Source organism: Streptomyces sp. NPDC019890 (assembly GCF_044903445.1).
Lineage (GTDB): Bacteria > Actinomycetota > Actinomycetes > Streptomycetales > Streptomycetaceae > Streptomyces.
This window is the reverse complement of record NZ_JBJDQK010000016.1, coordinates 38,328-60,246: the sequence shown is the minus strand read 5'-3', so window position 1 is coordinate 60,246 and position 21,919 is coordinate 38,328. Positions and strand designations below refer to the sequence as shown.

Below are 21,919 nucleotides of genomic sequence, written 5' to 3'. Positions count from 1 at the left end.
GGGTTGTGTTGCCTCAAGAACGAAGAGGGTTGGTGATGGTGACGTAGACGGACTGGGTGTCGACCGGGCCGACGAGCTCGTCGAGGCCGCGCAGCCGGGTGAGCAGATTGGCCTTGCAGCGGAGCGTGGGGGCGTCGAGGAGCTGCGCGGGCAGCGGCGAGCCGAGGGCCGCGGTCGCGGAGAGGAACTGCCGGAATGCGGCGATGAGTACATGTTCGTCGGCGAGGCGCTGCGAGCCGAAGGCTCCGATCAGGCCGAAGACATTGTTGATGCCGAGGTAGTAGGCGAAGCGCTCGTCGGTGACCTCGTCGGAGACAAAGGTGTCGCTCCTGGAGCCGATGCCGGGGAGCCTGCTCTCGAGTGCGGCACGGTGGGACTGACGGAAGTAGTAGCCCTGGTTGTCGCGGTAGCGGCCGCCGACGGGCCAGCCTTCGGGGTCGAGGATCACCAGGGTGTTCTGCTGGTGGGCTTCGAGGGCGATGCCCGCCTTGGCGTCCAGCCAGAGCACCGGGCGTACGACGTGGACGAGGTAGCGCAGGAACCACTCTGCGGCTACGGCGCCGGTGGGGCGGCCGGTGCACTCGGCAAGCCTGGCCACGATGTCGGCAAGGCGCGAGTACATCCCGGGTCGGCCCGGCCAGGGGCGGGGCGCGGCCAGACCCGCGATGCAGACAGCGTCGTCGCCGAGCCCGAACGGATTGTGGCGCAGCACGACGTCGAGCCCGGGCAGCGGTTCGCCGTCAGCTGTGTCGACGGCGAGCCAGGCAGGATCGCGCACGATGTCGAAGCCGGGGTGGGCGGCTTGCCACTGTTTGGCGAGTCCGGCGCGGAGCAAGCGGTGGACTTCGACGCCGCGGTGAAGTTCCTTGCGGAGGTTCTCACGACGGGAGTTGGTAATGCGCAGGCCGAGGGAGAGCTTGAGCATGGCCGGGGCGCCGGGCCGGTGCACGGTGCGGACCGAGGAGGTGGGATGCCAGCTGTCTCCATAGGGCCCCAGGTCGTGCAGGAGACCGGCATCGAGAAGGGCCCTGACGCCGGGTCGGTGTCGCAGTTCGCCGGCCTGCCAGGGGTGGAGCGGCAACGCAACGGTGTGGTCGGGGAGTTGGAGGTCCCCGCAGAGGCGAGCGATGAGCTGCTCGGCCGGCAGAGTGCGGCCCTGTTCGGTCCAGGCGGATTCGGTGGCCAGTACTGATCTGTCGACGGCCATCCAGTGCAAGGGGAAGGAGCCGTGCAACTCCGGTGAGTAGAGCTCGGCTTCCGCCTCGGAGAGTCCTTCGCGGCTCTTGGGCGTCGGGTGCAGCGGGTGGCCGAGCAGGAGGGACTGCTCGGCGGTGAGGAAGAGGTCCGCCTCGGGGGCGGGAGCGGGGTCCGCGCGGCGGTCGCTGATGAAGTCGGCGGTGCGCCGTACGGAATCGGCGACCCGGCCGACCAGGTCGGCTCCTTCGGTCTGGCCCGCCTCGCGGCCGAGGAGGGCTGCGACGGTGACGCCGTCGGCGGCGGGCGCGTCGGGCGGCGCTCCCTCCAGTGTCGGCAGGCCGAAGCGGTGCCATCCGCTGGGCGACCAGTACCGGACGGGGACGAGCAGTGCCGTGCCACTGGTGTGCAGGGGGATGCGCAGGGTGTGTCCGTCGGGCTGGCCGAGGTTGTTCTCCCGCACCCAGCAGCGGAGCAGATTCTCGACGGCCGCCGCGTCCGCGGCGCGGTACGGATCCGGGTGGTCGAGGAGCTCGATGTCTCCGGCCCCGGTGGACGGGCCAGTGGTGGAGGTCTGCTGTTCGCCGTGACCGGAAGTCTGTTGGCGCGGCACCGCCGCCTCAACAGTGACGCGGCCGCGCCCGTCGCCCCGTCCTGGTTCGGGGGCGGTGGAACGGCCATCGGCCTCGGGCGCATCGGGTGCGGGCGCATCGGGTGCGGGGGTGGGATTCACGGAGGTCTTCCTTGTGATCGTCCGGGTCAGTAGGACTGTCCGCCGTCGGTGCGGCGTTGCCGTGAGCGCTCGGCGGCGGCCAGGGCGTCGGCGAAGCGGTCGAGGACGGCCATGGCCTGCTCGTCGGTGAGGGTGAGGGGAGGGAGCAGCCGTACGACGCCGGAGTGGCGTCCGCCGAGTTCGACGATGAGCCCGCGTGTCAGGCACTCCTGCTGGACGGCGGCGGCAAGGGCGGGTGCGGAGGGCGGGACCAGGGCGTCCGGCGGTGCGGCGTCGGGGTCCACGAGCTCGACGCCGATCATGAGGCCCCTGCCGCGTACGTCCCCGATGCAGGGGTGTGCCGCCGCCAGCCCCTGGAGGCGGCCCAGCATGCGGGCGCCAAGGGTTGCGGCGCGCTCGGCGAGCCGGTTCTCGCGTACGAAGGCGAGGGTGGCTGCGCCCGCCGCCATGGCGAGCTGGTTGCCGCGGAAGGTGCCGGCGTGGGCGCCGGGCTGCCAGGCGTCGAGTTCGGACCGGTAGACGATCACAGCAAGTGGAAGGGAGCCACCGATCGCCTTGGACAGGACCATCACATCCGGTACGACGCCACTGTGCTCGACCGCCCAGAAGGTGCCTGTTCGCCCGACGCCCGTCTGTACCTCGTCGGCGATCAGAGGGATGGAGCGGGCGGCGGTGATCTCCCGCATTCTGCGCATCCAGGCGTCCGGGGCCGGGATCACCCCGCCCTCGCCCTGCACCGGTTCCAGGATCATTCCGGCCGGCCTGGGCACCCCGCCCTTGGGGTCGTCGAGGAGGCTCTCGGTCCAGCGTGCCCCGAGTTCGGCACCACGTTCGCCACCGACGCCGAAGGGGCAGCGGTAGTTCTGCGGGAAGGGCAGCCGGGACACCCGTACATCGGTGGCACCGCCCGATGCGTCGAGGGCGCCTGCCGTCATGCCGTGGTAGGCGCCGGTGAAGGTGAGGAGGCCGTTGCGGCCGGTCGCCGTGCGGACGAGTTTGAGAGCCGCCTCGACCGCATCCGTACCGGCGGGCCCGCAGAACTGGATGCGCGCGTCGTCGGCCAACTGCCGCGGCAGCGTGGCGAACAGCTCAGTGGTGAACGCGTCCTTGACCGGTGTGGCGAGGTCCAGGACGTGCAGCGGCGCCCCCGAGTCGATGACCTTCCTGATCGCTTCGAGCACCACGGGATGGTTGTGACCGAGCGCCAGGGTTCCCGCACCCGAAAGGCAGTCGAGATAGCGCCGACCGTCCGCTCCCTCGATCGTCAGCCCCCTGGCCCGGACAGGAACGATGGGCAGCGAGCGTGCGTACGTACGGGCCGCGGACTCGCGGAGCGACTGACGGCGCAGAATCCCCTCGTGCGCGACGGGCGGCGCCACCGGAGCAGGTTCGGTCACGGCCACGGCTGTTGGTCCTCCCGCTGTAACGGTTGCGTTGCACATCGGCACAGCGTTCGTACGCCACCCGGCCGGGCTGAACGCTCACCTTGGGCATCCCGTACGTACCAACGACGCCGCACGCTGGGGATCACGGGCAATCGGAAGATCCTTGGGGCGGACGCTCGTTGGCGACGGAACCGCGGACCTGGTGAGTGCCGTCCCCATCGGCACCGGCATAGTTGGGGGCCGCCCAACAGTTCAGAAGTACTGAAGTCCCAGGGGGATCAAGAGATGCGACCCATTCGCCCGACGCTGGCAGCGGCTTCCATCGCCGCCGTGCTCGCGCTGGCTGCCACCGCCTGTGGTCCGAGCGAGGACAACGCGGGCGACAAGCCGACCACTCCCGTGAGCCAGCCTGCCGACGACAAGATCACGATTCCGGACGATCTGAAGGACCGGCTCAAGGAGCACGGGATCGACCTGGACAAGTGGAAGAACGGCGAGTGGAAGAACTGGAACAAGGACAAGTGGCTCCGTGAAGCCCAGGACTTCGTCAATCCGATCATCGAGGGCCTGTGGGACCCGGACCGGATGCGCGAGGCCGAGAAGCCGCCGGAGAAGCCCGTCGACAACGACATCTCGGGCGACAAGGGAGTCACCGACCCGACGCCCGAGCCGGTCAACGCGCAGGCGGTGAAGGCCCCGTACCACTCCAACGCGGCGGAGGCCGGCAAGGTCCTCTTCGACGGACCCGAGGGTTCGATGGTCTGCTCCGCGACCGTCGTGAAGGACCCGGCCAACCCCGGCAAGTCCAACCTCGTGTGGACCGCGGGCCACTGTGTGCACGCAGGCAAGAAGGGCGGCTGGTACCGCAACATCGCCTTCGTGCCGTCGTACAACGACAGCGCCAAGTCCACCTCCGAGCTGGCGAAGATGACCAAGGAGCAGATCGCTCCCTACGGCGTGTGGTGGGGCGACTGGGCCCAGACCTCCGAGCAGTGGATCTCGCAGGGCGCCGCGACCGGCGGCCAGGGCGCGCCGTACGACTTCGCGGTGATCCATGTGACCCCGGAGAAGGGCAGCACGGGCAAGTCCCTCGAGGAGACGGTCGGTTCGGCGCTTCCGGTGGAGTTCAACGCCCCGGCCGTGCCGAAGATCGACAACATCACCGCCACCGGATACCCGGCGGCGCCGCCGTTCGACGGCGAGAAGCTGTTCCAGTGCTCCGACAAGCCGGGCCGGCTGTCCGTCAAGGCCAACGAGCCGACGATGTACCGCATCGGCTGCACCATGACCGGCGGTTCCTCAGGCGGTGGCTGGGTGGCCAAGGGCCAGGACGGCAAGCCCGCCCTCGTGTCCAACACCTCCATCGGCCCGGTCACGGCCGGCTGGCTGGCCGGTCCGCGCCTCGGTGACGAGGCCAAGGGCGTCTACAACGCGGTCAGCAAGAAGTTCGCGGGTCGCTGAGCACAGGCCCCACGGAGGGAGGCGGGGGTCCGCGGCTGCCAGGCCGCATGCCCCCGCCTCCCCTTTCTCGTGGACACGGCCCGCTCCGAGACTCCTCGTGGAGACTCCGTGCAGGTGGGAGCCCCTCTCAACGCCACAGCTCCGCACCGCCTTAGAGTGGTGCCGCGTCATGGGCGGCCCCGGAAGGCCGCCCTTTCGCATGACACGTTCATGGCACAGATCCATTGCACTTCAGGGGGAATCGTTTCCATGCGATCCATACGTCCGCTGCTGGCTGCCACCGGCATCGCCGCGGCCCTCGCGCTGACGGCCACCGGCTGTGGCCCCGGCGAGGGCAAGGCCGCAGACAAGCCCACCTCTTCCAGCACCGCCGCCGACACGGGCGGCGACGCCCTTCCCGCGGACCTGGCCGACAAGCTCAAGGAGCACGGTGTCGACCTCGACAAGTGGAAGAACGGCGAGTGGCAGAACTGGGAGCAGGACAAGTGGCTTCGTGAAGCGAAGGACTTCGTCAATCCGGTGATCGAGGGCCTGTGGAAGCCCCAGCGGATGAAGGAGGCCAAGGACCCCTCGAAGACGCTTGCCACGAAGGACGCCCCGGTCGACTCCGGCACCGACCCGGAGCCCCGGCCCGTCAAGGCCCAGGCCGAGAAGCTCCCGTACCACGACTACGCGGCCCCTGTCGGCAAGGTCTTCTTCGACTCCCCCGAAGGCACGATGGTCTGCTCCGGCACCGTCGTGAAGGACCCCCGCAACCCCGGTAAGTCCAACCTCGTGTGGACCGCGGGCCACTGCGTGCACGCAGGCAAGAAGGGCGGCTGGTACCGCAACATCGCCTTCGTGCCGTCGTACAACGACAAGGGCAAGTCGGAGGCCGAGCTGGCGAACGCCCGGCCGGAGGAGATCGCACCGTACGGCATGTTCTGGGCGGACTGGGCCTCGACATCGAACGAGTGGATCAGCGCGGGCGGCCCGACGGGCGCGGGCGGCGCTCCGTACGACTATGCCGTTCTGCACGTCAAGCCCGAGCACGGCACCAAGTCCCTTGAGGAGACGGTGGGCAACGCCCTGCCGGTCGACTTCTCCGCTCCGGCGGCCTCCTCCGTCGACGCGATGGGCGCCTGGGGCTACCCGGCCGCTCCGCCGTACAACGGCCTGCTCATGCACAAGTGCATCGACCGTCCCGGCCGTCTCACGCTGGTCGCGGGCACCCCTGCGATGTACCGCATCGGCTGCACGATGACCGGCGGTTCCTCCGGTGGCGGCTGGTTCCGCGTCCTGGGCAAGAAGACCGTACTGGTCTCCAACACCTCGATCGGCCCGGTCACCAATGGCTGGCTGGCCGGCCCTCAGCTGGGTGCGGGAGCCGAGCAGCTCTACAACGTGATGAGCGAGAAGTACGGCGACAAGTAGCCGACGGGATCGCACAAAACCGAAGGCCCGCGCCCCATGTGGGGTGCGGGCCTTCGGTCTTGGGACAGGTCAGTGAGTCACCGGGACATACGGCGCCAGCGCCGCGGCCAGCTCCTCGTGCACCCGCGCCTTGAGCAGCGTGCCCTCCGTGGTGTGTTCCTCGGAGAGGACCTCGCCCTCGGTGTGCACCCGCGAGACCAGCCCACCCTGCGTGTACGGCAGGAGAACCTCGACCTCGACCTTGGGCCGTGGCAGCTCGACATCGATGAGCGCGAGCAGCTCGTCGATGCCCGCACCGCTCCGCGCCGACACCGCGATCGCATGCCGCTCGATGCGCAGCAGCCGCTGCAGCACCAGCGGATCGGCCGCGTCCGCCTTGTTGATCACCACGATTTCGGGCACGTCCGTGGCGCCCACATCGCGGATCACTTCGCGCACGGCGGCCAGCTGCTCCTCCGGCGCCGGGTGTGCCCCGTCCACCACATGCAGGATCAGGTCGGAGTCCCCGACCTCCTCCATGGTGGAGCGGAACGCCTCGACGAGGTGGTGCGGCAGATGCCGTACGAACCCGACGGTGTCGGCCAGGGTGTAGGTCCGGCCGCTCGGCGTCTCGGCCCGGCGGACGGTCGGGTCCAGGGTGGCGAACAGCGCGTTCTCCACCAGGACGCCGGCGCCCGTGAGGCGGTTGAGCAGCGACGACTTCCCTGCGTTGGTGTATCCGGCGATCGCGACCGAAGGCACCTTGTTGCGCCGGCGCTCCTTGCGCTTGATCTCGCGGCCCGTCTTCATCTCCGCGATCTCCCGGCGCATCTTCGCCATCTTCTCGCGGATCCGACGCCGGTCCGTTTCGATCTTGGTCTCACCGGGACCACGGGTGGCCATACCGCCACCGCCGCCGCCACCCATCTGCCGGGACAGCGACTGACCCCAGCCGCGCAGCCTGGGCAGCATGTACTGCATCTGCGCCAGCGCGACCTGCGCCTTGCCCTCTCGGGACTTGGCGTGCTGGGCGAAGATGTCGAGGATCAGGGCGGTCCGGTCGACCACCTTGACCTTCACGACGTCCTCGAGGTGAATCAGCTGGCCGGGGCTCAGCTCACCGTCGCAGACGACGGTGTCGGCTCCGGTCTCGAGCACGATGTCGCGCAGCTCCTGCGCCTTGCCCGAGCCGATGTACGTGGCCGGGTCGGGCTTGTCACGGCGCTGGATCACGCCGTCGAGCACCAGCGCGCCCGCCGTCTCGGCGAGTGCCGCCAGCTCCGCGAGGGAGTTCTCCGCGTCCTGCACCGTCCCCGAGGTCCATACGCCGACCAGCACCACACGCTCCAGGCGCAGCTGCCGGTACTCGACCTCGGTGACGTCCTCGAGCTCAGTGGAGAGGCCCGCCACACGCCGCAGCGCGGCACGCTCGGAGCGGTCGAACTGATCGCCGTCCCGCTCTCCGTCGATCTCGTGGCTCCAGGCGACGTCCTCTTCCATCAGGGCATCGGCCCGAAGGCTCTCGGTGCGCGTCTCCGCGAAGCTCTGCTCGTCCTGGGAAGGGGATGAAGAGGAGGTCATTGGATCCTTACGTCGATCGGAAGAGTGATGAAAAGTGCCGGAGGAAAATCCCGCACGGGAAAGTCCGGTACGCCAGTCACAACGCGTAACGAGCCCGGATGATTCCCGGAGGGGTTCCGGCCCCGGCCGCGTCGCCGACCCGTTGATGGTCGCACGCACGTGCCGGGGCCGTCACCCCGATTTCAGCGGGTCCGGGGCGTCGTCGCAGCGGTGCTCCGCCAGTCTGCGTGCCCCGGCATCGCAGGCGTCCGCTTCGCGTACAGCCACTCCTGGAAGAACTTCGACAGATCACGCCCCGAGATCCGTGTGGCGAGCGCGATGAAGTCCGCGGTCGTCGCCGTCCCGTCCCGGTACTCCCGCACCCAGGCGCGCTCCAGCTGCTCGAACGCGCTTGTCCCGATCGTCTGCCGCAGGGCGTACAGAACCAGCGCGCTGCCGTCGTAGACCACCGGCCGGAAGAGGCTGATCTTCTGTCCCGGCGACGGTGGCTTGGGCGCCGCGGGCGGCCCGCCGTCCGCCCGCCACTGATCGGAGTACGTGTATGCCTCGTGCATCCGCTCCTGCAGCGACCGTCCCGGCTGCCCCGATGTCTCCTCGGCGTACATCGCCTCGTACCAGGTGGCATGTCCCTCGTTCAGCCACAGATCGGACCAGGTGCGGGGCGAGACGCTGTTGCCGAACCACTGGTGGGCCAGCTCGTGCACCATGATCGAGTCGACGTACCACTCGGGGAACGCGCTGTTGGTGAAGAGCGAGCGCTCGAACAGCGAGAGGGTCTGGGTCTCCAGCTCGTATCCCGTTGTGGCGTCGGCGATCAGCACTCCGTACGTCTCGAAGGGGTAGCGGCCGACGCGCTTCTCCATCCATTCCAGGTGCGCCGGCGTCCGCTTCAGCCAGGGCTCCAGCGTCTTGCGGTCGGCGGCGGGAATCACGTCGCGCACCGGAAGTCCGCCCGGCCCCGTGCGGGCGAGGACGGCGGAGCGGCCGATCGAGACCTGCGCCAGCTCGGTGGCCATGGGGTGCTTGGTCCGGTACGCCCAGGTGGTGGTGTCACCGTTCGCGGTCCTGGCCGTCGGCAGCCCGTTGGCCACCGCTGTGAGCTCCTTGGGAGCGGTGATCCGGAAGGTGAAGTAGGCCTTGTCGGCGGGGTGGTCGTTGGAGGGGAAGACCCGGCGCGCGGCGTCGGCCTGGTTCGCCATCGCCAGTCCGTCGGCGGTGCGCACCCAGCCCCCGGCGTCCGCGGAACCGCTGGGGTCGCTGGTGTGATGGACCGTGATCCGCAGGCGGGTGTTCCGCGCCACGGTCGTCTCCGGCTCCACCACCAGGTCCTCTCCGGCCTTCGAGAACTCGGCGGGCCGGCCGTTGACCTCCACCGAGCTGACCGTGCCGTTGGTGAAGTCGAGGTTGATGCGGTCCAGTCGCTCCGTCGTCTGGGCGTCGATCTTGGTGACCGCGTCCAGGGGCTTGGTGTTGCTGCCGCTGTAGGTGAGAGCGATGTCGTACGCAGTGACGTCGTAGCCGGGATTGCCCAGGTGCGGGAAGAGCGGATCGCCGATGCCGAGCGGTACGGGTGGCGGCAGGGCGGCGGCGACGAGGGTGGCCGCGGAGGTGGCCAGCAGGGCGGCACGCAGGCGCCGAGATGTGAGCAGCATGAGCTACGGCTATCAGCGCACCCGGCGGGGACCGTGACGGCGCGCGTCGCGCCCACCCGAACGGGGTCAGGCAGTGGCCGCCGGATGCTGAGTGCGGCTCACGTCGTACACCCCCGGCACATCGCGCATGGCCCGCATCAGGGCGGGAAGACCTGCTGCGTCCGGGAGTTGAAGGGTGTACGTGTGCCGTACGCGCTGCTGACTCGGCGGTTCGACGGTCGCCGAGACGATGGCCGCGCCCTCGGTGGCGATGGCCTCGGTGAGGTCGGCGAGCAGCCGCGGGCGGCCGAAGGACTCCGCGACCAGGGTCACTCGGCACTCGGCCGCGTCGCCCCAGCGCACCGGGACGGGCTCCCGGTCCAGGGACTTCATCCGGGCCACGGCGGGGCACTTCTCGCGGTGCACCGTCACGGTGCCGCCGCGTACGGCGAACCCGGTGACTGCGTCGGGCGGCACCGGCGTACAGCACCCCGCGAGTCGTACCGTCGCGTCCGGCAGGTCGACGACGGCGTTCGCCGCGGCGGGCCGGTCGGCGGTGACGGGCGCGGGTCTGCGGGGGGCGGCCGCCTGCACCTTCGCGCCCTCCGGATGCTCCGCGAGCCAGGTGGTGATGGCGATGCGCGCGCCGGGGGTGCGGGCGTGGTCGAGCCAGTCGGGCGAGGGTCCGGAGGCGGCGTCCTGGGCGAGCAGCAGATGCACCGTGTCACCGTCGCTCAGCACCGTACTCAGCGTCGCCAGGCGGCCGTTGACGCGTGCGCCGATACAGGCGTGCGCCTCCTCGCCGTACTGCGCGTAGGCGGCGTCCACACAGCTTGCGCCGGCCGGCAGGCCGAGCATGCCGCCGTCGGCGCGGAAGACGGTGATCTCGCGGTCCTGCGCCAGATCGGCGCGCAGGGAGGTCCAGAAGGTGTCGGGGTCGGGCGTGGACTGCTGCCAGTCGAGGAGACGGGAGAGCCAGCCGGGCCGGGTGGGGTCGGCGCGCTCGCCGTCGGCAGGCTCGGTCCCTTCGACGGGTACATACGGATTCCCGAGGGCGATCACTCCGGCCTCGGCGACCTTGTGCATCTGATGCGTACGGATGAGCACTTCGGCGACCGCGCCCCCCGGGCCGGCGACGGCGGTGTGCAGCGACTGGTACAGGTTGAACTTGGGGGCGGCGATGAAGTCCTTGAACTCGGAGATCACCGGCGTGAAGCAGGTGTGCAGCTCGCCGAGGACGCCATAGCAGTCGGCGTCCTCGCCGACCAGCACGAGCAGCCGTCCGAGGTCCGTGCCCCGCAGCTCGCCCCGCTTGAGACTGATGCGGTGTACGGAGACGAAGTGCCGTGGCCTTATGAGGACTTCGGCGGCGATGCCGGCGTCCCGCAGCACCGATCTGAAGCTCTCCGCCATGGCGTCGAGCGCGCCTGAGGCGGAGGAATTGTCGGCGATCAGCGCCCGGGTGCGTTCGTACTCCTCCGGGTGGAGGATCGCGAAGACGAGATCTTCCAGCTCGGTCTTGAGCGCCTGGACGCCGAGCCGTTCGGCGAGCGGGATCAGAACGTCACGGGTGACCTTGGCGATGCGTGCCTGCTTCTCGGGCCGCATCACGCCGAGCGTGCGCATGTTGTGCAGCCGGTCGGCGAGTTTGATCGACATCACGCGGACGTCGTTGCCGGTGGCGACGAGCATCTTGCGGAAGGTCTCGGGCTCGGCCGCCGCGCCGTAGTCGACCTTCTCCAACTTGGTGACGCCGTCGACCAGATAACAGACCTCGGCACCGAACTCGGTCCGCACCTGATCGAGCGTCACCTCCGTGTCCTCGACGGTGTCGTGGAGGAGGGAGGCGGTCAACGTGGTGGTCTCCGCGCCCAGTTCGGCGAGGATCAGCGTGACGGCGAGCGGGTGCGTGATGTACGGCTCGCCGCTCTTGCGGAACTGTCCGCGGTGCGAAGACTCAGCCAGAACATACGCCTTGTGCAGGATGGCGAGGTCCGCGTCCGGGTGGTGTGCGCGGTGCGCATCGGCGACATGGCCGATCGCGTCGGGCAGCCGGTCGCGGGCGGCGGGCCCCAGCAGCGCGGCGCGGCCCAGCCTGCGGAGGTCGATCCTGGGACGGCCGCGCCTGCGGCTGTGGGCACCAGGGTTGGTGGCCTCTGCACTCATGGGCACCTCCGGCAGCTTCGACCGGCGGTGGGTAGGGCAGGTGTGCCCTCCGGGCCGGTGCTTGATGCTACCGAGCCCACCACGTGGAGCAGTCCCGCTCTCGCTCAGCGTGAAAGGGATCACCCATTCGAGCGAAGCTCTATACGATCACGGTTTCGGTCTGTGCGCGCCGCTCCACGCGCAGTGGCCCACGCAGCGCTACCGGGGGCCGGCCGGAGTGATGAGCGCGGGGTCGATGTGCCCCTCGGCGACGATCACCGCGGGACCGGTCATCTCGATCTCGCCGTCGAGCCGCTCGGTGATCACCAGACGCCCGCCGGGAAGGTCCACGGTGTACGTGACAGGCACACCGGTGACCGCCGGGTCGGCGCCGTCCCTGCGGGCCGCCGCGACGGCGACGGCGCATGCGCCCGTGCCGCAGGAGCGCGTCTCGCCGGAGCCACGCTCGTGCACGCGCATGGCGACATGGCGCTCGCCCCGGTCGGCGACGAATTCGACGTTCACCCCGTCCGGATAGGCGGACGCCGGGCTGAAGGGGGGCGCGGAGTACAGGTCTCCGGCGTGGTCCAGGTCGTCGACGAAGGCGACCGCGTGGGGGTTGCCCATGTTCACATTCAGCGCGGGCCAGCTGCGGCCGTCGACGGTGACGGTGACGCCGTCACCGGGGAGCAGCGCGCGGCCCATGGAGACCGTGATGTCACCCACGGCGGAACCGCTGACGGACTCGGTCTTGGCGATATGCACCTTCTTGACGCCGCCGCGGGTCGCCACCGCCAGGTCGCCCGCCTCGACGAGGCCCGCGCGCTCCAGGTAGCGGGCGAAGACCCGTACGCCGTTGCCGCACATCTCGGCGATCGAACCGTCGGCGTTGCGATAGTCCATGAACCACTCGGCCTTGTCGGCCATGGCGCGCGCCTCGGGGTGCGCACCGGACCGTACGACATGCAGCAGCCCGTCGCCGCCGATGCCGGCCCGACGGTCGCAGAGCGTGGCGACGGTGGGGGCGGGCAGGTCGATGACGTTGTCCGGGTCGGGGACGATCACGAAGTCGTTCTCGGTCCCGTGGCCCTTGAGGAAGGCGATCGGCGAGGTCTGCGAGGTGCTCACGCCGTCCATCGTACGAGGAGCCTCGGACACCGCGCGTGCCTGGCCGCGTACCTGGTCCTCGTCATCCCCGTCCTCGTCATCCCCGGACACGGACGCACCGACCGTCATGTGCGTCCAGAGGCGCCCGGTTTTCAGCGGAGCCGGGCCACTCGCCAGACCGCGAGTGCGACGAGCACCACGCCCACGCCGACGTACAGGGCGATGACCCGCCAGTCGGGGCGCTCGCCGGAGCCACGCGGCGGCAGGCCCGGCCAGGTGTGGCCCACTCGGCGCGCCGCCATCACGCCCCAGCCCGCGGCGCAGCAGCTGATCAGCAGCCCCAGCATGGCGACGACCGCTCCGCCGTCCCCGGTACCGAAGGCGAGAGGGAAGGCGAACATCAGGGAACCGACCGCGGCAAGCATCACGATGGGGGCGAGCTGCCAGATCCGCAGCCTGCGCGGCGGACGCAGCTCGACCTCGACCTCGTCCGGGATCACCTCGTCCGGGATCACTCCGTGGTCGTCTGGTCCATCGGGACTCAGACGGGTCGCGCTGTCCGCTGCGTCCCGTCGTTCCTGTTCTCTGTCGCGAGGGCCGGCCTCCATCGCCACGCGCCCTCCCAATTCGGACTCCACGTCGATCGATGCTCGATGATGGCACGCCCCAGGGGGCCGAAATGACGGGCAGTGCGTCCCGATGCAATCACGTGATCAGGCTGTGACCGCTCGTTCGACCAACGTCAGCGCCTGATGCGGAAGTTCCGACCGGTGCTCGGCAGCGCCGCTCAGCCAGTGCACACGCGGGTCCCGCCGGAACCAGGAGTCCTGCCGGCGCGCGAAGCGTTTGGTGGCGCGCACGGTCTCCTCGCGCGCCTCTTGTTCGGTGCACTCCCCCACGAGCGCCGTGAGCACCTGCTGGTAGCCGAGCGCGCGCGAGGCTGTACGCCCCTCGCGGAGCCCTTGCGCCTCCAGCGTGCGCACCTCGTCCACGAGGCCTGCCTCCCACATCCGGTCCACGCGCAGGGCGATGCGCTCGTCGAGCTCGGGGCGGGCCACGTCGACGCCGATCTGGACCGTGTCGTACACGGCATCGTGGCCGGGAAGGTTGGCGGTGAAGGGCCTGCCGGTGATCTCGATGACTTCGAGAGCCCGCACGATGCGTCGGCCGTTGCTGGGCAGGATCGCCTGGCCGGCCTCGGGGTCGGCAGCAGCGAGCCGCTCGTGCAGGGCGCCGGAGCCGTGCGCGGTGAGTTCCTCCTCCAGCCGCGCGCGGATCGCGGGGTCGGTGCCGGGGAATTCGAGTGCGTCGATGGCGCCGCGCACATACAGCCCGGAGCCACCGACCAGGACGGGCGTACGGCCTTCGGCAAGCAGGCGGTCGATCTCGGCCCTGGCCAGCTTCTGGTACTCGGCAACACTCGCCGTCTCGGTGACGTCCCAGATGTCGAGCAGCTGGTGCGGGATGCCGCCGCGCTCGTCGGTCGTCAGCTTGGCGGTACCGATGTCCATCCCCCGGTAGAGCTGCATGGAGTCGGCGTTGACGACTTCGCCGCCCAGCCGCTGGGCGAGGAAAACGCCCAGATCGGACTTTCCGGCCGCAGTAGGACCGACGACGGCGATGACCCGCGGTGCGGGAGCTGCTCTTCTCACTGCCCCAGTCTCGCAAACCCGCCGACGTGTCCCCGAACGAGCGAGGTGACGGTACAGGGACGGGTTCGTTGCCTGTTGCGAGGTTCCGAACGCCGGTTTTCCGACCGGTGCTCGCGGGCGGCGCAATGGGACGCTCCGGGCGGCGCGGAACTTTGCCCACACGAGTACGCTATGGAGCAAATATGGGTGTTTTTGCACGGTTTTTTGGGTCCAAGTCGACCGCTGAGGCATCAACCGAGGAGGCGACAGCCGACACCCTGATGGCCGAGCCCGCGGCTGCGGGCGGTTCCGAGGCCGAGGCGTCGAAGGACGCGGCGGATGAGGCCACCGGGGACAAGGAGGCTGCGGCCGTCGAGACCGCATCTGCCGAGGGCGTGGAGATTCCGAAGCAGCAGTCGGCCGAGGAGGCGGCGGACAACGAAGCCGGCGAGGGCGCCCGCAAGTAGGTCCCCACGAGGGAAGGTGACCCATGGGCTTCAAGGACACATTGAAGGCCAAACTCGCCCCGGCCAAAGACAAGGTCTCTGACCTCGCGCAGCAGCACGGGGGCAAGATTGAGCACGGTCTGGACAAGGCCGCCAGGACGGTCGACCAGAAGACCAAGGGCAAGTACAGCAACAAGATCGAGTCTGGCACCGGCAAGGCCAAGGACGCCCTGGGTCGCATTGCCCACAAGGACGACGCGAAGAAGGACGACGGCACTACGCCGCCGGCTTCCTGATATTCACCGGCGGACGGCCGCGGAACGACTTGTTCCGCGGCCGTCCGCCGCTGTACCGCTGTTGGGCGGCAGTGCGCCGCCGCACGCGGCCCGATCCGCGTCGTTGTGCCGCGTTCCAGTCCGCTACGACCAGGCAGCGACGAAGTAGCCGACGCCGTAGGGCGCGTCCTCGTAGAGGAGCTGCCCGGCCAGGCCCGCGCCTTCGGCCGCCCCCGCAAGCACCTGCCAGGGAGCGCGGCCCGCCGCCTTGAGTTCGTACGCCAGTGACGCGTCCAGCGCCTTGAGCGCCTCCAGGTCGGCCGCGCCCAGGGCGCGGCCGACCCCTTCGTCGAAGTCGGCCGCCCGCTCGTCCAGATAGCCGGGAGCCTTCAGCGTGCGGCAGGCGCTGCCGTCGCCCATCACCAGCAGAGCGACCCGCTCCGCCCGGGCGCCGAGCTCGCGCCCGACGGCCAGGCAGCGCTCACTGGCGAGCGGCTCACCGACGCCGAGGCCCTCCACCGGGGCGTCGGCCCACTGTGCGCGGGTGAGCAGCCAGGCACCGACGGCAAGCGAAGGCGGCAGCGGCCGCTCCTGGCCCTCGCCCGCGCCGAGCCGTACGTCGATGTCGACACCGAAGCCGTGGAAGGAACCGGTCGCGCCCGCAGGGTGCGGGCCACGGCCGGGCTGTTCGGCGGGCCCGACCACGACGAGCAGATCGGGCCGGGCCGCGGCGAGCACCCCGAGGGCGTCGGCGCACGCGGTCCGCGCCGCGTCCAGCTCGGGCGCGGCACCAGCGGCGACCTCGGGAACGAGCAGCGGCGGGCAGGGACACACGGCGGCGGCGACAAGCATGATCGGCAGCCTAATGCGTGCTCACGAGGCGGCCGATCCGGGTGCTCGCTCGCCGCTCGGCCGCATGCGACGCGGGTCAGTCACAACCGCACTCATGCCACTCGGCCGCCGTAATCGGTCCCGTACGGCGTCCGTCAGTCGCAGCCGCACCCGGGCGCCGCGGCCGCCGGCAGCGGCTCCGGCACACCGATCTTCGGCAGGCCCAGCATCACGCCGACCGGCTTCGCGGCCTCGGCGGCGTGCCGCTTCTCCCAGGCGTCGCCCGCGCGGGTGCGCCGTACGGACATCGCAGCGCCCTCGGCGAGCAGATGGTGCGGCGCGGCGTAGGTGATCTCGACGGTCACCACATCGCCCGGGCGCACCTCCTCGTCCCGCTTGGTGCTGTGCTTGTCGTTCAATCCTGGCAAGCTCGGATTGCTGTGCTTGTCGTTCAACCCTCGCAAGCTCGGATTGCTGTGCTCGTCGTTCAACCCTCGCAAGCTCGGATTGAAGTGCACCAGACGGTTGTCGGGGGCGCGGCCGGAGAGCCGGTGAGTGGCGCCGTCCTTGCGACCCTCGCCCTCCGCGACCAGCACATCCAGGGTCCGGCCGATCTGCTTCTTGTTCTCCTCCCAGGAGATCTCCTCCTGAAGGGCGACCAGGCGCATATAGCGGTCCTGCACGACCTCCTTCGGGATCTGCCCGTCCATGGTCGCCGCAGGGGTCCCGGGGCGCTTGGAGTACTGGAAGGTGAAGGCGTTCGCGAAGCGGGCCTCACGCACCGTGTGCATGGTCTGCTCGAAGTCCTCCTCGGTCTCGCCGGGGAAGCCCACGATGATGTCGGTGGAAATGGCGGCGTGCGGAATCGCGGCGCGCACCTTCTCGATGATCCCCAGGAAACGCTCCTGCCGGTATGAGCGGCGCATCGCCTTCAGAACCGTGTCCGAACCGGACTGCAGCGGCATGTGCAGCTGCGGCATGACGTTCGGCGTCTCGGCCATCGCCGCGATCACGTCGTCCGTGAAGTCGCGGGGGTGCGGCGAGGTGAAGCGGACCCGCTCCAGACCCTCGATCCTTCCGCAGGCGCGCAGCAGCTTGCTGAAGGCCTCGCGGTCGCCGATGTCGGACCCGTACGCGTTGACGTTCTGGCCGAGCAGGGTGATCTCACAGACGCCCTCGGCGACGAGTGCCTCGACCTCCGCCAGGATGTCGCCGGGCCGGCGGTCCTTCTCCTTGCCGCGCAGCGCCGGGACGATACAGAAGGTGCAGGTGTTGTTGCAGCCGACCGAGACGGAGACCCATGCGGCGTACGCGGACTCACGGCGGGTCGGCAGCGTCGAGGGGAAGGCCTCCAGCGACTCCGCGATCTCGACCTGGGCCTCTTCCAGGATGCGGGCGCGCTCCAGCAGCACCGGCAGCTTGCCGATGTTGTGCGTTCCGAAGACGACGTCGACCCATGGCGCCCTGGTGACGATGGTGTCGCGGTCCTTCTGGGCCAGGCAGCCGCCGACGGCGATCTGCATCCCCGGCCGCTTGGACTTCATCGGCGCGAGCCGGCCGAGGTTGCCGTACAGCTTGTTGTCGGCGTTCTCCCGCACCGCGCAGGTGTTGAAGACGACGACGTCGGCGTCACCGTCGGCGCCCTCGGGGGCGCGGACATAGCCTGCGTCCTCCAGCAGGCCCGACAGCCGCTCGGAGTCGTGGACGTTCATCTGGCACCCGTAGGTGCGCACCTCATATGTTCGATTGATGTCCACGGCCTGGCTCCGGTCACTGCTGCTCATGCAACAAGGGTAGGCGGTACCTGAAGTACCTCCTGGCCCCGGAGCCCTGCGGGCAGGATCCGGCTCCGGGGGACGGGATATCCGGCAGGCCTCCGGCGCCCTGCCGCGGCGGGGCGGCGACGTGGTGCAGATCATCCCCCGCGATTTCACGGAACCTCCGCGGCGACTGCGACGCGTGTGGGATCGTACGGCCGGTTGTTACTCGCTGGTACTCGCGAGTCCCAACCCCATGACGCGTACCCCCCACCACACGCCCCGAGGACTCCTACGTGCGTAAGCCCCTGGTCAGACATGTCATGTCAGTGACACTGGCTTCCATCTCCCTGTTCGCCACCGGCTGTTCGGCCGGGACCGGTGCACCGTCCCCCGCGGCCGCCGGCGCCGAAGTTCGTCCCACCACCGTCGCGACCGCGGACCCCAGCCCCGCAAAGCAGCTCGCCGTGGCGGGAGTGCCCGAAGGAAAGCCGACCGCCCTCGCCCGCGCGGGCGGTGGCGAAAAGGCGAAGCAGTCGCCGCTGAAGGTGGCCTCCTACGACCGCACGAGTCGACGGGCCGTCATATCCACGGAGAAAAAGGCGCCTTCGGCGGCACCGACCACACCCGCCGAGAGCACTCCCGCCGTCGGTGACATCATCGCCAGCGGGCCCGCGCCGGGGGCTCCCGACGGGCTGCTCGCCAAGGTCACCGACGTGGCGGGAAAGACCGAGAAGGGCACCGAGGTCCGCACCGAGCCGGCCACGCTCGGCGCCCTGCTCGGGGACGACAAGGCCCAGGGCACAGTCCCGGTGGACCCGGCGACCGTCGACGTCGAGCCGCTGGTCCAGGGAGTGAAGGTCTCCTGGGCGAAGACCGGCAACATCCGTTTCGGCCCCCAGGGTGCGAAAGTGCCGCTCGGAAGCCTGCGGATCGATCTGGGAGCGTCGGTTCCGCTCCCGGTCACCGAGGGCGCGCCCGTGTCGGGGGCGGCGTCGGTCGCGGGCTATGTGCAGCTCGCGCCCGAGGTCGAGTTCTCCTACGACGGGTCTTCCGTCATCGCCCCCGACTCCGCCTTCCTCGGACTGAGCGGTGACTGGACCTCGGGGTGGGAGCTGAAGGGCAAGGCCGTCGCGGGCGGCAAGCCGGTGCGCATCCCGTTCGCCAAACTGCACGCGGATCCGGTGATCCAGGTCGGGCCGGTGCCGGTCGTGGTGAACCTCGACCTCACGGCGTACGTCCAGGTGGCCGCGGACGGAGCCGTCACCGTCGACGTCCGGCAGGACCTCAAGGGCGACTTCCGGATCGGCGGCAGCTATTCGAAGTCGGGTGGCTGGAAGCCGGTCAGTACTTCCGACATGACCAGCACTCCGGTGCGGGCGAAGGTGACCGCTGCCGGCCAGGTGAAGGCCGCCATGGGTGCCGAGGCCACGGTCGGGCTGTACGGCGCGGTCGGCGTCACCGGCGACCTCGCGCCGTACGTTCGCGGTGAAGCCTCCGCCGCTGCCACGCCCGGCTCCCTCGTGGGGTCCTGGAAGCTCTACGGTGGGGTGGATCTGACGGGATGGCTGCAACTGCAGCTGTCCATCTTCGGTACGCCCGTCTTCCAGCACCGCATCCCCCTGGGCTCCTTCAACAGGGAATGGCAGCTGGCACACGGGGAGGGCGCCGTCGCCTGACGTCGGCGAAGCGACCGAGAGCCCCTGCGGGAGGAATCCGCAGGGGCTCTCTCCGCTTACCTGGATCACCGCGCTCTGCCGTAGTCGGATGCCTGGACGGCCTCGGTGGTCAGCACCTTCGGCGCCTGAGAGGAGATGCGCCGCCTACTGGTTCACCTCGTCCGGTTGGCATGACGAAGGCGGCGCGGGCCTGGCCCTGGCCATTACGGGGAGTGAGCTGGCAGGATCCCCGCTATGTTCCCGGCCCTTTTCCGCATCAGCCGCCGCCGCGCCCTCCAGGGTGCCGCGGTCGCGCTCACGGTGCTCGGGCTGCTGCTGTGGTGGCTGCTGCCGTTCGGGGAGCCGGCGCCGCACGGGGAGCTGACCTTCAGCACCGGCTCGCAGAACGGCGTCTACCAGCGGTACGGCGTACTGCTGAAGGACGCACTCGCCCGTGACATGCCGGACGTGACGATAGATCTGCGGACCAGTGAGGGCTCGCAGCAGAATCTCGCGCGGGTGGCCACCGGCGAGGCCGATTTCACCATCGCCACGGCCGACGCGGTCGCCAAGTACAAGCGGGACAACAAACCGGGCGCCACGCACCTGCGCGGCTGTGCACGGCTGTACGACGACTATGTGCACCTGATCGTCCCCCGGGGCTCGCCGGTGCTGTCGGTTCGCGATCTGCGCCACAAGCGGGTGGCAATCGGGCAGGAGGGGTCAGGCGTACGGCTGATCGCCGAGCGTCTGCTGAAGGCTGCGGGGATCGACCCGAAGCGGGACATCACCGCGCTCCCGGCCGGTATCGACACCGTGCCGGGACGGCTGGAGGCGGGAGATCTCGACGCGTTCTTCTGGTCGGGCGGACTTCCCACGGCCGCCGTGGAGGAGCTGTCCGAGCGCTTCGAGATCCGGTTGGTGCCGCTTGAGGCCGATCTCGTCGAGAAGCTGCACGCCACCGGCCCTGCGACCAGCTACTACCGCTCGGCCGTGATGCCCGCCGACGCCTACCTGGAGGCGCAGAACGGAGTGACCGTGCCGACCGTGGCCGTGGCGAATCTGCTGGTCACCACCGATCGGATGGACCCGGAGATGACCGAGGGCTTCACCCGGACGGTGATCAGGAGCCGCGACCGGATCGGCAATACCGTGCACCCGGCCCAGCTGGTGGACGGGCGTACCGCTCTCTACACGGATCCGCTGCCGCTGCACGAAGGCGCGACGCGCTACTACCGGTCGGTCAAGCCGTAGCGACGTCCGCCCAGCCCTCAGCGACGTATCGCTCGCTCAGACCGTGGGCGACGTACGCGGGACCGTCACCGTCACCTTCAGGCCGCGCGGGTCGTGATGCTCGTACGCGATCGAGCCGCCGCCCGCCGCCAGCAGGGCTCGCGAGATGGACAGCCCGAGGCCCGAGCCCTTGACGTTCTGGTGGCGGCCGCTGCGCCAGAAGCGGTCGCCGATGCGGGCCAGCTCCTCGTCGGTCAGGCCCGGGCCGCGGTCGGTGATCACGATGCTGGACGTATCGCCGTTGGAGGCGACCGAAACGGTGACCTCCTCGCCCTGCGGGGTGAACTTCAGGGCGTTGTCGATCACCGCGTCGAGGGCGCTGGAGAGCGCGACCGGGTCGGCCCAGGCGGTCACCGCGGCGCCGTTCTCGGTCAGCCGGACGCCCTTTTCGTCGGCGAGAGGACGCCAGGCGGCGACGCGCTCGGCGGCCAGCTCGCCGATGTCGGTCAGGTGGAGAGCGGCGGAGGCATGCTCGGCCAGCGCCAGGTCCAGAAGGTCGTCGAGAACCTGGGCGAGGCGCTTGCCCTCGGTGCGGACCGAGGCGATCTCCTCGTTCCCGTCGGGCAGTTCGAGTGCGAGGAGTTCGATACGGAGCAGCAGTGCGGCCAGTGGGTTGCGCAGCTGGTGGGAGGCGTCGGCGACGAACGCCCGCTGCTGTTCCAGGCTTTCTTCGACGTTGTCGGCCATCTCGTTGAACGAGCGGGCCAGGCGTCTGAGTTCCGGCGGGCCGCCGGCCGCCGCGACGCGTGAGTTCATCTGCCCGGTCGCGATGTCGTGCGTGACCGCGTCCAGGATCCGTACGGGCCGCAGCACCCAGCCCGTGAGGCGGATGGCGGCGCCGACGGCGAGCAGCATCGCCGCGGACTCGCCGGCCGCGATCAGCAGCCAGCCCCGCAGCACGCGCGAGCGCAGCTGGCCCGTGGGCGAGTCGGTGAACACGACGGCGACAACGTCTCCGTCCCGTACCACCGGCGAGGCGACGACCAGCCGGGCGCCCTGCTGCCACGGCCAGACCTGCGGCGGGTCCTGGCTGCGCCGCCCCGACAGCGCCTCCTCGAATGCCTCTCGCCCCTCCCCCTCCTCGGCCACGAACCAACTGTTCTCGGGGGCGCGCGCCATGGCTTCGCCGTCGCGGTAGTAGACGCCCGCCCTGATGCCGTACGTGGCGTAGTAGCGGTTGAGCTGCTCCTGGAGCGTCGGCAGCCGCTCATCCAGTCGCGAGCCTTCTGTAGCAAATTGGGCAAGTGCCGCAAAACGGACGGTGTCGTCGATCCGGTCGACGACGACCCGCTGCTGCTGTGCGGCAGCCACACTCACGGCGAGCGGAAAGCCGAGCGCGAGCAGCACGCCCGCCATGAGGACGATGAGCAGCGGAAGAAGTCGGGTACGCACCGGGGTG

The 21,919-nt window shown here is 70.0% G+C and carries 17 protein-coding genes; 6 read left to right on the top strand and 11 right to left on the bottom strand.

Going from position 1 to position 21,919, the window contains the following annotated elements:
• Positions 1–13: 13 nt before the first annotated feature.
• Together ACI2LP_RS30965 and ACI2LP_RS30960 are read right to left on the bottom strand one after the other, a co-directional pair.
• Entirely contained in the window at positions 14–1,927 is a 1,914-nt protein-coding gene (locus ACI2LP_RS30965) for an IucA/IucC family protein (protein WP_404727841.1), read from the bottom strand.
• A 26-nt stretch (positions 1,928–1,953) separates the two neighbouring features.
• Positions 1,954–3,330: a diaminobutyrate--2-oxoglutarate transaminase family protein gene (locus ACI2LP_RS30960; protein WP_404727840.1), complete on the bottom strand. Its 1,377-nt coding sequence runs from the start codon at positions 3,328–3,330 to the stop codon at positions 1,954–1,956.
• 267 nt (positions 3,331–3,597) lie between these two features.
• Here ACI2LP_RS30960 and ACI2LP_RS30955 point away from each other — a divergent pair, with 267 nt between their 5' ends.
• On the top strand, positions 3,598–4,773 hold the full coding sequence (locus ACI2LP_RS30955) for a trypsin-like serine peptidase (RefSeq protein WP_404727839.1): 1,176 nt from the start codon (positions 3,598–3,600) through the stop codon (positions 4,771–4,773).
• 249 nt (positions 4,774–5,022) lie between these two features.
• Positions 5,023–6,186: a trypsin-like serine peptidase gene (locus ACI2LP_RS30950; protein WP_404727838.1), complete on the top strand. Its 1,164-nt coding sequence runs from the start codon at positions 5,023–5,025 to the stop codon at positions 6,184–6,186.
• Between the two features lie 69 nt (positions 6,187–6,255).
• Here ACI2LP_RS30950 and hflX read toward each other — a convergent pair whose 3' ends face one another.
• From hflX to miaA, 6 genes are all read right to left on the bottom strand, one after another.
• Positions 6,256–7,746: a GTPase HflX gene (hflX, locus tag ACI2LP_RS30945; protein ID WP_404727837.1), complete on the bottom strand. Its 1,491-nt coding sequence runs from the start codon at positions 7,744–7,746 to the stop codon at positions 6,256–6,258.
• A 182-nt stretch (positions 7,747–7,928) separates the two neighbouring features.
• A complete protein-coding gene (locus tag ACI2LP_RS30940) occupies positions 7,929–9,398 on the bottom strand; it encodes a M1 family metallopeptidase (protein WP_404727836.1) in 1,470 nt (489 codons plus the stop codon).
• Positions 9,399–9,464: 66 nt separating this feature from the next.
• Positions 9,465–11,543 carry a RelA/SpoT family protein gene (locus ACI2LP_RS30935; protein WP_404727835.1) on the bottom strand — a complete coding sequence of 693 codons (2,079 nt, stop codon included), beginning with the start codon at positions 11,541–11,543 and terminating at the stop codon, positions 9,465–9,467.
• Positions 11,544–11,741: 198 nt separating this feature from the next.
• Positions 11,742–12,659 carry a diaminopimelate epimerase gene (gene dapF, locus ACI2LP_RS30930; protein ID WP_404727862.1) on the bottom strand — a complete coding sequence of 306 codons (918 nt, stop codon included), beginning with the start codon at positions 12,657–12,659 and terminating at the stop codon, positions 11,742–11,744.
• A 122-nt stretch (positions 12,660–12,781) separates the two neighbouring features.
• Positions 12,782–13,237, bottom strand: a complete 456-nt coding sequence (locus ACI2LP_RS30925) for a hypothetical protein (RefSeq protein ID WP_404727861.1) — start codon at positions 13,235–13,237, stop codon at positions 12,782–12,784.
• Between the two features lie 105 nt (positions 13,238–13,342).
• Positions 13,343–14,281: a tRNA (adenosine(37)-N6)-dimethylallyltransferase MiaA gene (gene miaA, locus ACI2LP_RS30920; RefSeq protein WP_404727834.1), complete on the bottom strand. Its 939-nt coding sequence runs from the start codon at positions 14,279–14,281 to the stop codon at positions 13,343–13,345.
• A 182-nt stretch (positions 14,282–14,463) separates the two neighbouring features.
• On the opposite strand from miaA, the gene ACI2LP_RS30915 reads away from it, so the two are divergent.
• A complete protein-coding gene (locus ACI2LP_RS30915; RefSeq protein WP_404727833.1) occupies positions 14,464–14,727 on the top strand; it encodes a hypothetical protein in 264 nt (87 codons plus the stop codon).
• A gap of 23 nt (positions 14,728–14,750) precedes the next feature.
• Entirely contained in the window at positions 14,751–15,002 is a 252-nt protein-coding gene (locus ACI2LP_RS30910) for an antitoxin (protein ID WP_404727832.1), read from the top strand.
• A gap of 123 nt (positions 15,003–15,125) precedes the next feature.
• Here the strand turns inward: ACI2LP_RS30910 and ACI2LP_RS30905 are convergent, their stop codons facing one another.
• Both ACI2LP_RS30905 and miaB read right to left on the bottom strand, forming a co-directional pair.
• The gene (locus ACI2LP_RS30905; RefSeq protein ID WP_404727831.1) at positions 15,126–15,833 is read right to left on the bottom strand and encodes a class III extradiol dioxygenase subunit B-like domain-containing protein; all 708 of its coding nucleotides are present in this window, start codon (positions 15,831–15,833) and stop codon (positions 15,126–15,128) included.
• A 134-nt stretch (positions 15,834–15,967) separates the two neighbouring features.
• Positions 15,968–17,596, bottom strand: a complete 1,629-nt coding sequence (gene miaB, locus ACI2LP_RS30900) for a tRNA (N6-isopentenyl adenosine(37)-C2)-methylthiotransferase MiaB (RefSeq protein ID WP_404727830.1) — start codon at positions 17,594–17,596, stop codon at positions 15,968–15,970.
• A 296-nt stretch (positions 17,597–17,892) separates the two neighbouring features.
• Here miaB and ACI2LP_RS30895 point away from each other — a divergent pair, with 296 nt between their 5' ends.
• Positions 17,893–19,248 (top strand): hypothetical protein, encoded by a 1,356-nt coding sequence (locus tag ACI2LP_RS30895; RefSeq protein ID WP_404727829.1) that lies wholly within the window; start codon positions 17,893–17,895, stop codon positions 19,246–19,248.
• A gap of 234 nt (positions 19,249–19,482) precedes the next feature.
• Positions 19,483–20,481 (top strand): TAXI family TRAP transporter solute-binding subunit, encoded by a 999-nt coding sequence (locus ACI2LP_RS30890; protein ID WP_404727828.1) that lies wholly within the window; start codon positions 19,483–19,485, stop codon positions 20,479–20,481.
• Positions 20,482–20,517: 36 nt separating this feature from the next.
• On the opposite strand, the gene ACI2LP_RS30885 is transcribed toward ACI2LP_RS30890, so the two are convergent.
• Entirely contained in the window at positions 20,518–21,912 is a 1,395-nt protein-coding gene (locus tag ACI2LP_RS30885) for an ATP-binding protein (RefSeq protein WP_404727827.1), read from the bottom strand.
• Positions 21,913–21,919: the final 7 nt, after the last annotated feature.

Bases quoted from the DNA above. Each gene is read 5' to 3' on its own strand.
- ACI2LP_RS30955 (WP_404727839.1), top strand. From the start codon at position 3,598: ATGCGACCCATTCGCCCGACGCTGGCAGCGGCTTCCATCGCCGCCGTG.
- ACI2LP_RS30950 (WP_404727838.1), top strand. From the start codon at position 5,023: ATGCGATCCATACGTCCGCTGCTGGCTGCCACCGGCATCGCCGCGGCC.
- hflX (WP_404727837.1), bottom strand. From the start codon at position 7,746: ATGACCTCCTCTTCATCCCCTTCCCAGGACGAGCAGAGCTTCGCGGAG.
- ACI2LP_RS30940 (WP_404727836.1), bottom strand. From the start codon at position 9,398: ATGCTGCTCACATCTCGGCGCCTGCGTGCCGCCCTGCTGGCCACCTCC.
- ACI2LP_RS30935 (WP_404727835.1), bottom strand. From the start codon at position 11,543: ATGAGTGCAGAGGCCACCAACCCTGGTGCCCACAGCCGCAGGCGCGGC.
- dapF (WP_404727862.1), bottom strand. From the start codon at position 12,659: ATGGACGGCGTGAGCACCTCGCAGACCTCGCCGATCGCCTTCCTCAAG.
- ACI2LP_RS30925 (WP_404727861.1), bottom strand. From the start codon at position 13,237: ATGGAGGCCGGCCCTCGCGACAGAGAACAGGAACGACGGGACGCAGCG.
- ACI2LP_RS30915 (WP_404727833.1), top strand. From the start codon at position 14,464: ATGGGTGTTTTTGCACGGTTTTTTGGGTCCAAGTCGACCGCTGAGGCA.
- ACI2LP_RS30910 (WP_404727832.1), top strand. From the start codon at position 14,751: ATGGGCTTCAAGGACACATTGAAGGCCAAACTCGCCCCGGCCAAAGAC.
- ACI2LP_RS30905 (WP_404727831.1), bottom strand. From the start codon at position 15,833: ATGCTTGTCGCCGCCGCCGTGTGTCCCTGCCCGCCGCTGCTCGTTCCC.
- miaB (WP_404727830.1), bottom strand. From the start codon at position 17,596: ATGAGCAGCAGTGACCGGAGCCAGGCCGTGGACATCAATCGAACATAT.
- ACI2LP_RS30895 (WP_404727829.1), top strand. From the start codon at position 17,893: ATGTCAGTGACACTGGCTTCCATCTCCCTGTTCGCCACCGGCTGTTCG.
- ACI2LP_RS30890 (WP_404727828.1), top strand. From the start codon at position 19,483: ATGTTCCCGGCCCTTTTCCGCATCAGCCGCCGCCGCGCCCTCCAGGGT.